At 66.6% G+C, this 13,913-nt stretch carries 14 protein-coding genes; 3 read left to right on the top strand and 11 right to left on the bottom strand.

The features are described 5' to 3' along the window. The first annotated feature begins 733 nt into the window (after window positions 1-733). On the top strand, window positions 734-1,528 hold the full coding sequence (locus RSO01_RS26175) for an enoyl-CoA hydratase-related protein (protein ID WP_147152992.1): 795 nt from the start codon (window positions 734-736) through the stop codon (window positions 1,526-1,528). Between the two features lie 3 nt (window positions 1,529-1,531). On the opposite strand, the gene RSO01_RS26170 is transcribed toward RSO01_RS26175, so the two are convergent. Next, window positions 1,532-2,089, bottom strand: a complete 558-nt coding sequence (locus RSO01_RS26170) for a pyridoxamine 5'-phosphate oxidase family protein (RefSeq protein WP_170303367.1) — start codon at window positions 2,087-2,089, stop codon at window positions 1,532-1,534. A gap of 52 nt (window positions 2,090-2,141) precedes the next feature. Here RSO01_RS26170 and pdxR point away from each other — a divergent pair, with 52 nt between their 5' ends. Next, window positions 2,142-3,602: a MocR-like pyridoxine biosynthesis transcription factor PdxR gene (gene pdxR / locus RSO01_RS26165; RefSeq protein ID WP_170303366.1), complete on the top strand. Its 1,461-nt coding sequence runs from the start codon at window positions 2,142-2,144 to the stop codon at window positions 3,600-3,602. On the opposite strand, the gene RSO01_RS26160 is transcribed toward pdxR, so the two are convergent. The 8 genes from RSO01_RS26160 to RSO01_RS26125 all read right to left on the bottom strand — a co-directional run bounded on the left by RSO01_RS26160 (window position 3,578) and on the right by RSO01_RS26125 (window position 10,234). Beyond that, window positions 3,578-4,477, bottom strand: a complete 900-nt coding sequence (locus RSO01_RS26160; protein WP_170303365.1) for an MBL fold metallo-hydrolase — start codon at window positions 4,475-4,477, stop codon at window positions 3,578-3,580. The genes pdxR and RSO01_RS26160 overlap by 25 nt on opposite strands. A gap of 13 nt (window positions 4,478-4,490) precedes the next feature. Next, entirely contained in the window at window positions 4,491-4,937 is a 447-nt protein-coding gene (locus RSO01_RS26155; RefSeq protein ID WP_147152985.1) for an OmpA family protein, read from the bottom strand. A 2-nt stretch (window positions 4,938-4,939) separates the two neighbouring features. Continuing rightward, the gene (locus RSO01_RS26150; protein WP_147152983.1) at window positions 4,940-5,740 is read right to left on the bottom strand and encodes an enoyl-CoA hydratase/isomerase family protein; all 801 of its coding nucleotides are present in this window, start codon (window positions 5,738-5,740) and stop codon (window positions 4,940-4,942) included. Beyond that, window positions 5,689-6,633 (bottom strand): alpha/beta hydrolase family protein, encoded by a 945-nt coding sequence (locus tag RSO01_RS26145; protein ID WP_147152981.1) that lies wholly within the window; start codon window positions 6,631-6,633, stop codon window positions 5,689-5,691. Before RSO01_RS26145 ends, RSO01_RS26150 begins: the two co-directional genes overlap by 52 nt. A gap of 68 nt (window positions 6,634-6,701) precedes the next feature. Beyond that, a complete protein-coding gene (locus tag RSO01_RS26140; protein ID WP_147152979.1) occupies window positions 6,702-7,034 on the bottom strand; it encodes a YnfA family protein in 333 nt (110 codons plus the stop codon). Next, on the bottom strand, window positions 7,031-7,927 hold the full coding sequence (locus tag RSO01_RS26135) for a LysR substrate-binding domain-containing protein (protein ID WP_147152977.1): 897 nt from the start codon (window positions 7,925-7,927) through the stop codon (window positions 7,031-7,033). Before RSO01_RS26135 ends, RSO01_RS26140 begins: the two co-directional genes overlap by 4 nt. Before the next feature lie 63 nt (window positions 7,928-7,990). Beyond that, complete coding sequence (locus RSO01_RS26130; RefSeq protein WP_147152975.1) at window positions 7,991-9,778, bottom strand: acyl-CoA dehydrogenase C-terminal domain-containing protein; 1,788 nt, start codon at window positions 9,776-9,778, stop codon at window positions 7,991-7,993. A gap of 27 nt (window positions 9,779-9,805) precedes the next feature. Beyond that, window positions 9,806-10,234 (bottom strand): MerR family transcriptional regulator, encoded by a 429-nt coding sequence (locus RSO01_RS26125; protein ID WP_147152973.1) that lies wholly within the window; start codon window positions 10,232-10,234, stop codon window positions 9,806-9,808. A 126-nt stretch (window positions 10,235-10,360) separates the two neighbouring features. On the opposite strand from RSO01_RS26125, the gene RSO01_RS26120 reads away from it, so the two are divergent. Beyond that, window positions 10,361-10,729, top strand: coding sequence for a thioesterase family protein (locus RSO01_RS26120; protein ID WP_147152971.1), 369 nt, complete (start codon window positions 10,361-10,363; stop codon window positions 10,727-10,729). 7 nt (window positions 10,730-10,736) lie between these two features. Here RSO01_RS26120 and RSO01_RS26115 read toward each other — a convergent pair whose 3' ends face one another. Both RSO01_RS26115 and RSO01_RS26110 read right to left on the bottom strand, forming a co-directional pair. Continuing rightward, a complete protein-coding gene (locus RSO01_RS26115; protein ID WP_147152969.1) occupies window positions 10,737-11,984 on the bottom strand; it encodes a CaiB/BaiF CoA transferase family protein in 1,248 nt (415 codons plus the stop codon). A gap of 60 nt (window positions 11,985-12,044) precedes the next feature. After that, a complete protein-coding gene (locus tag RSO01_RS26110) occupies window positions 12,045-13,703 on the bottom strand; it encodes a thiamine pyrophosphate-binding protein (protein WP_170303364.1) in 1,659 nt (552 codons plus the stop codon). Window positions 13,704-13,913: the final 210 nt, after the last annotated feature.

Below are 13,913 nucleotides of genomic sequence, written 5' to 3'. Positions count from 1 at the left end.
TGAGTTCTTCCCCTCGTTTATTCACAAACATTACGAGCGTTGGCGGGGCTGGGGTCTGTCACCAACTCCTGCGGGGGAATATACACACCACAACTTGTGACGTGCAAGGAAAGCGGCCAATACACGGCAACTCACGGGCACCCTGTGGCAGTGCGGCAACAGTACGCTCCGAGCCCCTCCGGATGGGCACTTTAGGCCCGTCAGGGAGAACTATATCTAGTAGTTCCACCTGAGGCGCTGCGATCTGCCGGGAACGGCATTCTGAGCCCCAGAACGCCCCCGCCCTGCTCCTGGCGACCGTAAATCTGCGGTCCGGATGAGGATGCCGGCTGGTCCGGATTGGCTCTGGCCAGGTCTGGATGTGGCAGAGGGACGTCCGGATCGGACGCGCCCGGATTCAATGCCTTGTTCATCAGCTCGACGTTCGTCGGCCCGCGCTCGGTGGCTGGAGTCGGCGCCGGGGCCTTGGACTTGGCTTGGTCCTTGGTTGCCTGGGCGAACCCGGCATTTGCGAAAGCAACCACTCCGAACGCTACAAGTACCGTCAATCCGTTTGTTAGTCTTCTTAAAAAACTCATACTTCCAACTGTTCCTGTTCTCCCCTCTGTGACCCCCATTTGATCGAATCCCGATTCACCCCAGCCAAGTGGTGATCTCATGGCTAATCGGGAGAGCGGCGTTTTGTATCTCGGCCACATGCGATAAACCCTCGTTTACCAACGGAGGGAACGCAATGGGCCAGTACAGCAAGGTAGAGATCGATGGTCGTCTGATGACCGTCACCATCAATCGGCCGGAAGTTTACAACGCTTGCCACCCCATGGCGAACGAGGAACTTGTCGCAGCCTTCGACGAATTCCACACCAATCCCGACCTTTGGGTGGCCATCATCACCGGCGCCGGAGACAAGGCTTTCTGCGCCGGCAACGACCTGAAATACCACGCTGAGTTGCAAGCCAAGACCGGCAAGCGGCCAGTCCATCCAGCCAAGGGCTTCGGCGGCCTGACAAACCGATACGACCTCGAGAAGCCGGTGATCGCCGCGGTCAACGGCTTCGCCATGGGCGGCGGCTTCGAGATCGCGCTCGCCTGCGACATCATCGTGGCGTCGCAGGAGAACGCCACGTTCGCCCTGCCTGAGCCGCGCGTCGGCCTGGCGGCCGGCGCCGGCGGCATGCAGCGGCTGTCGCGCATGATCCCGCTCAAGAAGGCGATGGGCATGATGCTGACCGGCCGCCGCGTGACGGCCAAGGAGGGCTATGAGCTCGGTTTCGTCACCGAGGTGGTGCCGCACGCCGAGCTGATGGCGGCGGCGCGCCGCTGGGCCAGCTCCATCCTCGAATGCTCGCCGATGTCGGTGCGCGCCACCAAGCAGGTCGTCATGCGCTCGCTCGACGTGCCGGCGCTCGAGATGGCGAACCGCAACCTGCACTACCCGGCCTTCGTCGCCATGACCAAGAGCGAGGACACGGTCGAAGGCCCCAAGGCGTTTGCCGAGAAGCGCAAGCCCAACTGGAAGGGCCGCTGAAGATCAAGCAGGTGGCGTGGCGTTCGGCGTCTGGCTGCGGTCGAGCGCCGGCCACCGTCCTGCAACGTCGGGCAGCACGATCTCCTTGCCGCTGATGCGCTCGATCGCGAGCCGGTAGAGCACGATCTGGTCGATGCGCGGGAAGAAGTCCTTGGGCCGCGGCGCGCCGGCGGTGCGGTACTTGGCCATCAGCGCCGGGAAGAAGCGCTGCTTGATCGCGACATCGTCGACCGCTGTCACGCGGCCGAAGGCGACGATGCTGGCGTAAGACACCGTCGAATCGCATTCGAAGCGACCATAGTCGAAGACCTCGCCGGGCTCGTCGATGACGAAGCATGCCCGCGGCTCGTGCTCGATGTTGGCGCGCAGATGGCCCCTCGTCCGCGTGCCGTGCATGTGGATGCAGCCGTCCATCCAGACATAGAGCATGGTCGTGCAGTAGGGCGCGCCGTCGCTGCCGACCGTCGCCAGCCGGCCGCAGAAACCGCGCTGCAGCAGCGCTTCGATGCCCGCCTCGTCCATCACCAGATCGCGGCGGCGTAGCTCGTTGGGTGCACTCATGCCGATGATTGTCGCCGTTGTATGGTCCTGTCGAAAGGTCCATTCTTTGCCAATGGAGCAGACCATTTCGGACATCGCGATCGACCGTCGGACACCGACGCCGTTGTTCCGGCAGGTCTACACCGCCCTCAGCGCCTCGATCGTCGACGGCCGATTGCCGGCAGGCGCGAGACTGCCAGCAAGCCGCACGCTCGCCGAGCGGCTCGGCCTGTCGCGCACCGTCGTCGTCGCGGCCTACGAGCAGCTTCTGGCCGAGGGCTATACGACCGGCCGCATCGGTTCGGGCACCTACGTGGCGCCGGACCTGCCTGAGCGGCCCGGTGGTCGCGCGCGGGTCGCGAAGGCGAGACGCACCGCCGGTTACGGCGCACCGCGGCTCGTCGGCAAGGTCGACGTCACCCTGCAAAGCGACGACCGCCCGTTCAATCTCGGCCGCACGCTGATCGACCAGCGCACCGCCGACCAATGGCGGCGACTGAGCGCGCGGGCCTTGCGCGCCATGCCGAAAAGCCACCTGGGCTACGGCGATCCGCGCGGCTCAGCCGAGCTGCGCGGCGCCATCGCCGGCTATCTCGCCGGCGCCCGCGGCGTGCGCTGCAATGCCGAGCAGATCATCGTCACGTCGGGCACGCAGCATGCCCTCGACCTGGTGGTGCGCGTGCTGCTGCCCGCCGGCAGCGAGGCCTGGGTCGAGAATCCCGGCTATCCCCTCACGCGCGAGGTGCTGACCGCAGGCGGCGTCGCGACGTGGCCGGTGCGGGTCGACGCCCAGGGCATCGACGTCGCGGCCGGCATCGCTGCGGCGCCGCGCGCGCGGGCGGCCTTCACCACGCCCTCGCACCAGTTCCCGACCGGCGTCGTGCTGTCGATGGCGCGCCGGCTGGAGCTGATCGCTTGGGCAAGCGCTTCGGATGCGTGGATCGTCGAGGACGACTATGCCAGCGAGTTCCGCTACGGCGGCCGGCCGATCGCGGCACTGCAAGGCCTCGATACAGCACAACGCACGCTCTACGTCGGCACCCTCAACAAGGCGCTGTTTCCCGGCTTGCGCGCGGGCTACCTCGTGGTGCCCGAGCGGCTGCTGCCCGCCTTTGTGACGGCGCGCTACCTGATGGATCGCCAGCCGCCGGCGCTGCAGCAGGAGGTGCTGGCCGAGTTCATCGCCCAGGGCCATCTCTCTTCGCACATCCGCCGCATGCGCACGCTCTATCGCGACCAACGCGACCGGCTGGTCGCCACGCTGCGCCGCCGCGCCGGCGACAGGCTCGACGTCGAGCCGCCTGACCAGGGCATGCATCTGGTGGCCTACCTGCGCCCAGGCCTGTCCGACACGGCGGTCGAACGCGCGGCGCTGGCGGACGGCGTGGTCGTCCGTGCGCTGTCGCGGCTCTACGTCAAGGCCAGGCCGCGGCAAGGCCTGCTGCTGGGCTTCAGCGGCTATCCGGCAGCGGCGATCGCCGGCGCCGCCGGGCGCCTGGCCGCCGTCCTTCAACGGCCGCGCTTGTTGTCGTAGTCCCAGTCGAGCTCGAAGCGGTCGCCCTTTTCCTTGATGTAGGCGGCATGCGGCGGTGCGAAGTGGGCCGGCATCAGCAGCGCGCCCTGCTCGACGCAGTCGGCCAGCAAGGTGTGGCGGCTCTTGCGCGCCAGATCGAGGTCCTCGCAGAAGCAGCTGTTCCACTTCCACAGCGGCACCTGAACGGGATTGTGCAGGGCATCGCCGGCGAAGATCGCCCGCTTGCCGCGCGAATCGAGATCGACGCGGATCTGCCCCGGCGTATGGCCGGGCGCGGGCTTGAGCGTCAGGCAGCCGCACATGCCGTGCTCGCCCGTCACGAACTCCGCCTTCTTGGCCTCGACGATGGGCAGCACCGAATCGTTGTAGGTGTTGACCTTGAAAGCCTCGGTGCCGGGCCGCTTGGCCTCCGCTTCCCAAAAGTCATGGTCGGTGCGCGACATCACGTACTTGGCGTTGGGAAAGGTCGGCACCCACTTGCCGTTCTCCAGCCGCGTGTTCCAGCCAACGTGATCGACGTGCAGGTGCGTGCACATCACGAAGTCGATCTCCTCAGGCTGCACACCCGCCTCGCGCAGGCGGTCGAGATATTGGGTGTTCAGCATGTCGAAGCGCGGCATGCCGGGCCTGGGCTTGTGATTGCCGCTGCACGCATCGACCAGGATCGTGTGGCTGCCCGTGCGCAACAGCCAGGAATGGATTGAGGTCATCAACCGACCGCTTTCCGGCTGGTAGTAGCTCGGCGCCAGCCAATGGCCCTCGGCGGCGAAGGTGTCGGCGTCGAACTCCGGAAAGAAGTCCTTGGCCGGAAAGCCCGGCCCCATCTGCTCCTCGATGCGCGTGACGCGGACGTCGCCGATGTGACGGTCTTGCATTTCGTTTCCTCCTTCAGCAGCCGAACACGACCTCGACTCGGCGATTGGAAATCTCCGGGACGCCTGGCCCCGTGACGACAAGGGGCTTGGAGCTGCCCAGGCTCGCGGTGACGATGCGCTGTTCCGGCACACCGAGGCCAACGAGATACTTGGCCACGGCATCGGCGCGGCGCTGAGCGACTTCCTTGTTGATGGTCTCGGGGCCGACCTTGTCGGTGTGCCCGGTGACGCAGATCTTGGCCTTGGAATTGGGCTGCAGCGCCGCCCTGATCGGCGGCGTGGGCTCTTTGACCGTGTTCGTGAGCTGGTCCTGCGCGCGCTTGTTCAGCGTCACGCTGTCGGTGGCGAAGAACACCATCGTGTAGATCGGATCGGAACTCTGCAGCGCCTGCTGGTTGTCGAGGCAGGCCGCGAGTGCCACGCACATCGCAATGATGATCGGCCACGCATGGCGCCCCATCCCTATCTCCCCTTGAAGGCCGCCTTCCGTTTCTCGAGAAAGGCGCTCAATCCTTCGAAATGATCGTCGGTCGCGGCGCAGGCGGCAAGGCCTTCGGCCTCGCGATGGGAATGCTCGTCCCAGGAATTGTCGAACGAGGTGCGGATCAGCCGCTTGGCGACGCCCAGGGCGAAGGTCGGGCCGTCGGCGAGCTTGCGCGCCATCTTCTCGGTCTCGGCGGCGAGTTGGTCCTTGGCCACGATCCAGTTGAGGATGTTGTTGGCCTTTGCTTCCTCGGCAGTGAATCTTTCGCCCAGAAGGGCGATTTCCAGGGCTTTGCGCTCGCCGACGATGCGCGGCAGGAAATAGGTGGCGCCGCCGTCGGCCGACAGGCCGATGTGGCGGTAGGCCAAGGTGAAGAAAGCGTCGTCCGAGGCGATGGCGAGGTCGCAGTTCAGGATCAGCGACAGGCCGAAGCCGGCGGCCGCGCCCTGCACCGAGGCCAGCACCGGCTTCTGCATGCGGCGGATCTGGTAGATCATCTGGTGCGCCTTCACCACGCGCATCTCGAAGCCGGCGAGATGGTTGGCCTTGTTCTCGGTCAGCGACTTGTGGAAGCCCTTGATGTCGCCGCCGGCCATGAAATGCGTGCCGGCGCCGCGGATCACCACGCAGCGCACCTCGGCATCCTTCTCGAACTCGGCGGTGTGCTTGATCAGGAGGTCTGTCATCTCGAACGACAGCGCGTTCAGCGATTCCGGCCGATTGAGGGTCAGCCAGCCGATGCCATCCTTGACCTCGGCGAGAACGTGGGGTGCTGACATGCGGGCGCTTCCTCGGGCTGGTGTTCCCGACCAGTCTGCCCATGCGCCTGCGAGTCGTGCAACCGCGAGTCGAGCCACGATGCGATGTCATCCCAGCCGGCGCGCGGCATCGACTTGCGGAAGAAACCGAAATGGCCGACCGCTTCAGCGCCGAGATCGGCCGGCGACAGATGCCGCCGCTCGATGGTCGCGCCCGGATAGTACGGCCGCAACGCCTCGACCGCCCCGTAGGGTGCGATTGGATCGTCGGTGAAGCTCAGCCAGCGGATCGGGAAGACGACCTCGGCATTGTGCGGCCGCAACGGCCCGCCCGAGGCGTCGCAAACATAGTGGCGCGAGCGGCCCCAGCGCGCCCAGCTGCGCGCGACGTTGGCCGGCAGGTTGGCGGTGCCGATCCACGTGCCGGGGAAGCGTCCAGTCAACGCCGTCAGCCCGGGGATCAGGAGCCACCACAGCGCCAGCATGCGCAGGCGTCGCCGGCCGGCCGGCCAGTGCCGCCAATGGCCGCTCTGGCTGGTGATCAGCACGGCGGCGCGCACCGAGGCGATGTTGTCGGCAAGTCCCAGCACCTGGCCACCGAAGGAATGTCCGACAAGGCCGATCGGCACGCCCGGATAGAGCCGCGCCAGATGGTCGATCATCGAGGGTTGGTCGATGCTGCCCCATTGATCGATCGTCGCCGCCGCCGGTTTGTCCGATCCGCCGATGCCGCGATAGTCGTAGGTCAGCACGGCGAAGCCACGGCTGGCGAGATGCGCGGCGAAGGCGCCGTAGAACTGGCGCGGGATGCCGGTGCCGCCGTTCACCAGCAGGACACCACGAAGGGGCGGCGTGGCGTCGAACAGGGTGGCGGCAAGCTTCACCCCGTCGCGCGCGGGAAGCATCAGGTCCATGCGCCGAGCTATCGGCCCATCGAGGCTTCACGACAAACGCAAGACGGCGCGCTCGACGTGAACGGCATTCATCCCGGGACGCGATGCGGCGCGAACAGGATGATGGCGGCGCCGACCAGGCAGATCGACGCGCCGATCATGTCCCAACGATCCGGCCTTATGCCTTCGACCAGCCACAACCAGACCAGGGTGGCGGCAATATAGATGCCGCCATAGGCGGCATAGGCGCGGCCCGCGGCATCGACCTCGATCAGGGTCAGCAGCCAGGCGAACAGGCCAAGCGCCAACGCGCCCGGCAGCAGCCACCACGCCGATGCGCCCAGACGCAGCCAGGCCCAGACCGCAAAGCAGCCGCCGATCTCGAGAAAGGCCGCGGCAATGTAAGCAAGAAGCGACTTCATTGCCCGCTCTCGGCCAGCAGCCAGCGCCGGAGCGCGCGGATCGAAGGCAGGTTGCGCTCGCGCGGCCGGCAGGCCAGCCAGATCTGGCCACGTGACTTCACGCCCGGCCCGACACGTACCAGGGCGCCCGACCGGATCTCGCTGTCGATCACCGGATCGAAGGCGAGCGCGACGCCGAGCCCGTGCGCCGCTGCACGCAAGGCGGCGCCCATGCCGTCGACCTGCATGCCCTTGCGACGTTCGAAGCGCTGGGCGTCGAGGCCCGCGGCCGTCGCCCAGTCCGTCCACGAAGCGCCGAACGGCGCCACGCGGATCAGCGGTGCGCATCCAAGGTCGGCGGGAGCGCCGAGCTTCAGGCGACGCACCAGCGCTGGCGCCGCCACCGGCACCGTCTCCAGTTCCATGATCCGCTCGGCCGAGACGCCGGGCCACTGGCCCTCGCCGTAGCGCAGTGCCACGTCGACGAGGCCCGCCTCCATGTCAGCCATGCGCGGGCTCGCCTCGACCTGCAATTCAATCTCAGGATGGTCGGCGAGGAACCTGCCGAGCCGCGGCAGCAGCCAGTGCGAGGCGAAGATCGGCACCGCCGAGACGCGCAAGCGCCGGCGGTCCGAAGACTGCCGCGCCAGCGCGCGCGCAAGATCGCCGAAGGCGTGGCCGGTGGTGGCGGCGAGCGCCGTGCCCGCGGGCGAGAGCACGACGCCGCGCGGCCCGCGCTCGAACAATTTGGCGCCCAGTGTGCGCTCCAGCCCGGCAATACGATGGCTGACAGCCGACGCCGTGATGTGCAATGCCGCGGCCGCCGCCTTGAACGAGCCGCGGCGCGCCGCGAGCTCGAAGGCCTGCAGCGCGAGCAGATCGCGGGCGGAGAGAGTTGCCTCGTCCTGCGTCATCGTCTTCCGGACCGCGCGCGTCCCCGCGCGCTCATGAAGCGCGCGGTCCGGAAGAGCATGAGATCAGAACGCCTCGGCCGGCAGGGCCATCAGTGTGGCGGCGCCCGCCTTGATCTGATGGTTGAGCGAAGTCGTCTGCGGCAGCACGCGGGCGATATAGAAGCGCGCGGTGTTGAGCTTGGCCTCGTAGAAGGCGTTGTCGTTGCCGGCCGCCAGTCCCTTGTGCGCAGCGACGGCGATGCGCCCCCACATGAAGGTCATGGCGGTGAGCGCCATCAGGCGCAGCAGGTCGGTCGCGGCCGCCCCCGCCTCGTCGTGGTTCTTCATGGCGTGCTGCATCACGAAGAGCGCGGCGTCCTGCACACGGCCCAGCGCCTTCTCGAGCGGCTCGACGAACTCCTTCATCTTGTCGTCGGCCTTGTGCTGGGCGACGAAGCCGCTCATCTCCCCGAGCAGCCGCTGCGCTGCCTGGCCGCCCTTCATCGGCAGCTTGCGGCCGATCAGGTCGAGCGCCTGGATGCCGTTGGTGCCTTCGTAGAGCTGGGTGATGCGGGCGTCGCGCACGAACTGCTCGACGCCGTTCTCGCGGATGAAGCCGTGGCCGCCGTAGGTCTGTACCGCGAGGTTGGCGCACTCGCTGCCCATGTCGGTGAAGTGCGCCTTGATGATCGGCGTCAGCATCTGCACGAGATCGTCGGCCGCCTCGCGCTTGGCGGCGTCGGGATGGCTGTGCGCCTCGTCGATCAGCATGCCGACCCACAGCGACAGCGCGCGCGCCGCCTCGGTGAACGACTTCTGGATCATCAGCATGCGCCGCACGTCGGGGTGCACGATGATCGGATCGGCCGGGCCGTTGGCGTTCTTCGGCCCGGTCAGCGAGCGCCCCTGGATGCGATCGCGCGCATAGGCGACGGCGCTCTGGTACGAGGTCTCGGCGATGCCCAGCCCCTGCATGCCGACGCCCAGGCGGGCGGCGTTCATCATCACGAACATCGCCGGCATGCCCTTGTTCAGCTCACCGACCAGCCAGCCCTTGGCGCCGTCGAGATTCATGACGCAGGTCGCGTTGGCCTTGATGCCCATCTTGTGCTCGATGGCGCCGCAGCGGATGCCGTTGCGCCCGCCGACGCTGCCGTCTTCCTTCGGAATGAACTTCGGCACCAGGAACAGAGAGATGCCCTTGGTGCCGCCCGGCGCATCCGGCAGCCGCGCCAGCACCAGGTGAAGGATGTTCTCGGCAAGATCGTGCTCACCGGCCGAGATGAAGATCTTGGTGCCGGTGATCGAGTAGCTCCCGTCGGCCTGCAGCTCGGCCTTGGTGCGCAGCATGCCGAGGTCAGTGCCGCAATGGGGCTCGGTCAGGCACATCGTGCCCGTCCAGGTGCCGTCGGTGAGCTTGGGCAGATACTTCTTCTTGAGCTCGTCCGAGCCATGCCGCGCCAGCGCCTCGTAGGCACCGTGGCTGAGGCCGGGATACATGGCGAAGGCCTGGTTCGATGCCGTGAACATTTCCTGCACGGCGAAGCCCACCGTCGCGGGCAGGCCCTGGCCGCCATACTCGGCAGCGCAGGTCATGGCGGTCCAGCCGCCCTCACGGAACATGTCGTAGGCGTGCTTGAAACCCTTGGGCGTGCGCACGACGCCGTTCTCGTAGGTGCAGCCCTCTTCGTCGCCCGAGCGGTTGAGCGGGAACAGCACGTTCTCGCAGAGCTTGGCCGCTTCCTCGAGAATCGCCTGGATGACGTCAGGCGTGGCGTCCTGATAGCCCGGCAGCTTGGCAAGGCTGGAGACGTCCAAAACCTCGTTCAGGACGAAGTTGATGTCCTTGAGCGGCGCCTTGTAGACGGCCATCGAATGCCTCCCTGATCGTACGCTAGCTTAGTCGCTCTCCGGGTCGACGCCGCGCTGACGCAGCTCGGTGCTGACCTGGCTCTCCACTTCCTTGAACTCGCTGATATGCGCGTCGAGGTCGCGACGCCTCTTCTCGAGATCGGCGATGTGCAATCGGCTGCGGCGCAGGAGCTCGCGCAGCTGCTGAACGCCGGTGCGATCGACCTGGTAGAGATCGAGCAATTCGCGGATCTCGGCGAGCGCGAAGCCCAGCCGCTTGCCGCGCAGGATCCAGCCCAGCCGGGTGCGGTCGCCGGCGCTGTACAGGCGGGTCATCCCCTGGCGGCGCGGCTTGATCAGCCCCTCATCCTCGTAGAAGCGGATGGTGCGCGGCGTGATCGCGAACTCGCGTGACAGTTCGGCGATGCTGTAGATGCGCTGGCTGTCGCGCGTTGCGGACGAGGCGGCGACGGACATGATGGAATTGTCATAGTTGACGTTTACGTAAACGTCAATGATGCTTTACGTAAACGGAAGCTAAGGGGCCAGGGAATGGTCTAATGTCCCCCCAAGCACCGCATGCTCAATATGGGAGAGAGATACATGTCGACGAATGACCTGAAACCGGGCCTCAAGGCGGAGATCGTCACGACAGTCGACGACAGGCTGGTGGTCAAGCACATGGGCGGCGACGGCGTCCTGTCCACGCCGAACATGATCGGCCTGATGGAGCGCGCCGGCATCGAGGCCGTGCAGTCGCATCTCCCCGAGGGGCACACCACTGTCGGCTTCGAGGTGCACGTCAAGCACTTCGGCGCCACGCCGAAGGGCAAGAAAGTGACGGTGCGAGCGGAGCTGCTCGAGGTCGATGGTCGCAAGCTCCGCTTCAAGGTCGAGGCGCACGACGAGGACAAGAAGGTCGGCGAAGGCACTCATCGCCGCGCCATCATCGCCATTCAGCGCAAGGAGTGATCGTTCCTCAGATCACTTTGGCCTGCCGCATGCCCTTCACCTCGTCGGCCGAGCAGCCGAGCCACTCGCCGTAGATCGCCTCGCAATCCTGGCCGAGGGTCGGCGCGCATTTCAGCGCCACCTTGGTGTCCGACATCCGGAGCGGCCAGCCTGGCACGGTGACCGTGCCGCGGATCGGATGCTCGATCTTCTGCATCATGCCGCGCGCATGCAGATCCGGATCGTGCAGCAGTTCGAGCGTGGTCATGACCGCGCCGCAGGGGACGCCCGCGCCGGCGATGATCCTGGTCACCTCCTGCTTGGTGCGCTTGGACGTCCATTCGTTGATCGCCGCATCGACGATTTCGCGATTCTTTCCGCGGGTGTTGGGGTCGGCCATGCGTGGATCGTTCAAAAGGTCCTCGCGGCCAATCGCCTTCACCAGGCGGCGCCAATGCTCCTCGTTGCCGCGCGAGGCGAAGATGTAGCAGAGGTCGTTGAGCCCTCCCGGCGCGCATGTGTAGAGCCCGCCTGGCGCCGTGCCCGGCACCGTGTTGCCGCCGCGCGGCAACTGCTCGGTCATGCCGGCCTGGCGGCTCATCGGCGTGCGGCAATAGTTCAGCATGGCATCGCGCATGGCGATCTGGATGTGCTGGCCGCGGCCGGTCGTCATGCGTTGGTAGAGCGCCGCCAGGATGCCCATGGCGGCCAGCATGCCGGTGCCGGTATCGCCGATCGTCGGGCCCGGCCGCACCGGCGGCTGGTCGGGATGGCCGTTCACTCCCATCGTGCCGCCCATCGCCTGGGCGATCATGTCGAAGCTGAGGTAGTTCGCGTGCGGGCTCTCCGGCGCGAAGCCTTTTACCTGCACGAAGATCAGTCGCGGATTGATGGCGCTCAGCCGCGGCCAGTCGAAGCCCAGTCGCGCGAAGGTGCCGGGCGCCATGTTCTCGATCAGCACGTCGGCCTTCTCGATCATCCGCCTGATCAGCGCCTTGCCCTCCTCGCTCTTGAGGTTGGCGGTCACGCTGCGCTTATTGAGGTTGTAGTAGATGAAGTAGTGCGAATCGGCGTCGGGTCGATCGCTCGATCCCCAGCGGCCCGGCTCGCCGCGATTGGGCTCCTCGACCTTGACGACGTCGGCGCCGAGCCAGGCCAGCGCCTCGGTGCAGGACGGTCCCGCCTCGAACTGCGTGAAGTCGAGCACCTTGATGCCCTTGAGGGCCGGCTGAGTCGTCTCGGTTGCGATCTCCTGCTGCCTAATCTGATCCTGCATGGCGATCCCTCCGTGGCGGGCCGCGCTTCGAAGGGCGCGGCCCTTTGTTGTGTCACTCCATTAACTATGCCAAGCGAACTGCTGCGCCTTGCGGGCCGAGCCCTGCGAGAGCACGACGTTGACCAGCGCGGGGCCCGGAAACTTCATCGCCTCATCGAGGGCCGCGCGGATGTCCTTCGGATCCTTGACGAACAGGCCCTTGCCGCCGAAGGCCTCCATCACCTTGTCATATCGCGCGCCGTAGATCAGCGCGTTGGGCTTCAAGTTGAACATCGGATTTTCCGGGATTTCCGGCATGCCGGGGCCGATGCCGCCGTTGTTCAGGACGACGATCTTCACCGGCAGGTTGTAGCGGACCAGCGTCTCCATCTCCATGCCGGAGAAGCCGATCGCCGAATCGCCCGATAGATGAACGACCGGCCGGCTGGGATCCGACACGGCGGCGGCGATCGCCTGGCCGAGGCCGACGCCCATCGTGCCATAGGTGCCGGCATTGAGGACGGAACGGGCATTGACGCTCGGCAACTGCGTGAGGCCGATATCCATGGTGCCGGCGCCCTCGGCGCTCAGGATCGCATTCTTCGGCATCCACGCGGCGACGTCGCGCAGGGCTCGGTAGTAGTTGGCCGGGCCCTGGTCGTCGTCGACCTGCGGCTTGATCGTTGCCGCATTCTCGGTTGCCTTCTTGGTGAGCGCCTGCCGCCACGGCGTGTCCTTGGGATGGAACCACTGGCGGTTGACCAGCGCCTTGTTGAGCTGCGCCATGATGGCCTTGCCGTCGCCGACCAGCGCCACTTCCGTCGGCTTGTTGTGGCCGATCTCCTCGGGGGCGATGTCGAGCTGGATGACCTTGACGTCCTTGGCGTAGCGCGGCGGCAGGCCGAAGTGGAAGATCCAGTTGAGCCGCGCGCCCATCAGGAAGATGACGTCGGCCTGCTGGAGCGCCAAGGTGCGCGCCGCCCCGGCCGACAGCGGATGGTCGTCCGGCATCACGCCCTTGCCCATCGGCGAGCGCACGAACGGCACCTGCGTGCGCTCGATGAAGGCGCGGACGTCGTCCTCGGCGCGCGACCACGCCATGCCCTTGCCGAGCAGGACGAGCGGCCGCTGGGCTTTTTCGAGCAGATTGAGCGCCGCCTCGACGTTCTCGGCCGGCGCCACACTACGCGGCGGCTCGGGCACGCGCTCGGCCTGGGCGATCTTGTCGACCTCGCAGGTGCCTCGGATGATGTCGTCGGGCATGTCGAGATAGGTGGCGCCGGGGCGACCGTAGATCGCGTTGCGGGTCGCCATCTCGACATAGAACGGGATGCGGGCCACGCTCTCAATGCCGTGCGCGAACTTGCAGAACGGCGAGGCGATCAGCACCTGGCGCTCTTCCTGGAACGCCCCCATGCCGCCGCGATAGGTCTCCGAGGCGCCGCCGATCAGGATCATGGGCCAGCAATTCTGCTGGGCATTGGCGAGGCCCGAGAGGCCGTGCACCACGCCTGGGCCGGTGACGACGACGGCGGCGCCGGGACGGCCGGTGAGATAGCCGTAGGCCGCCGCCGCGTAGGCGGCGCTCTGCTCGTTGCGCATGCCGAGGTAGGCGACGCCTTCCTTCTGCGCGGCCGCGGCGATCGCCGTGATCGGAAACCCGACGACGCCGAACAGGTGATCGATACCTTGCTGCTTGAGGCTACGCGCGATCAGGGTAGCGCCATCGACTTCGCTCATGTTTCCCCCTAGTGACCGACTGACTTTCCGCGAGCTTAGGCGTTGATGGCAGGGTCGGGAAAGGGGCCAACCTCGATGTGCGATACGGCCATGGGAGGGCTGGCATGCGCGCAGACGCACTTGCCACGGGCTGATCGGGGCATCGGCGGGCCAAGACGACATGCCACAAGTGGTGTAGTTGAGCAGTCGAAGCACAGAGGAAACATCCGC

Origin of the sequence: Reyranella soli (assembly GCF_007992495.1) — a bacterium.
GTDB classification, from domain to species: domain Bacteria; phylum Pseudomonadota; class Alphaproteobacteria; order Reyranellales; family Reyranellaceae; genus Reyranella; species Reyranella soli.
This window is presented reverse-complemented; position numbering and strand designations above follow the sequence as displayed.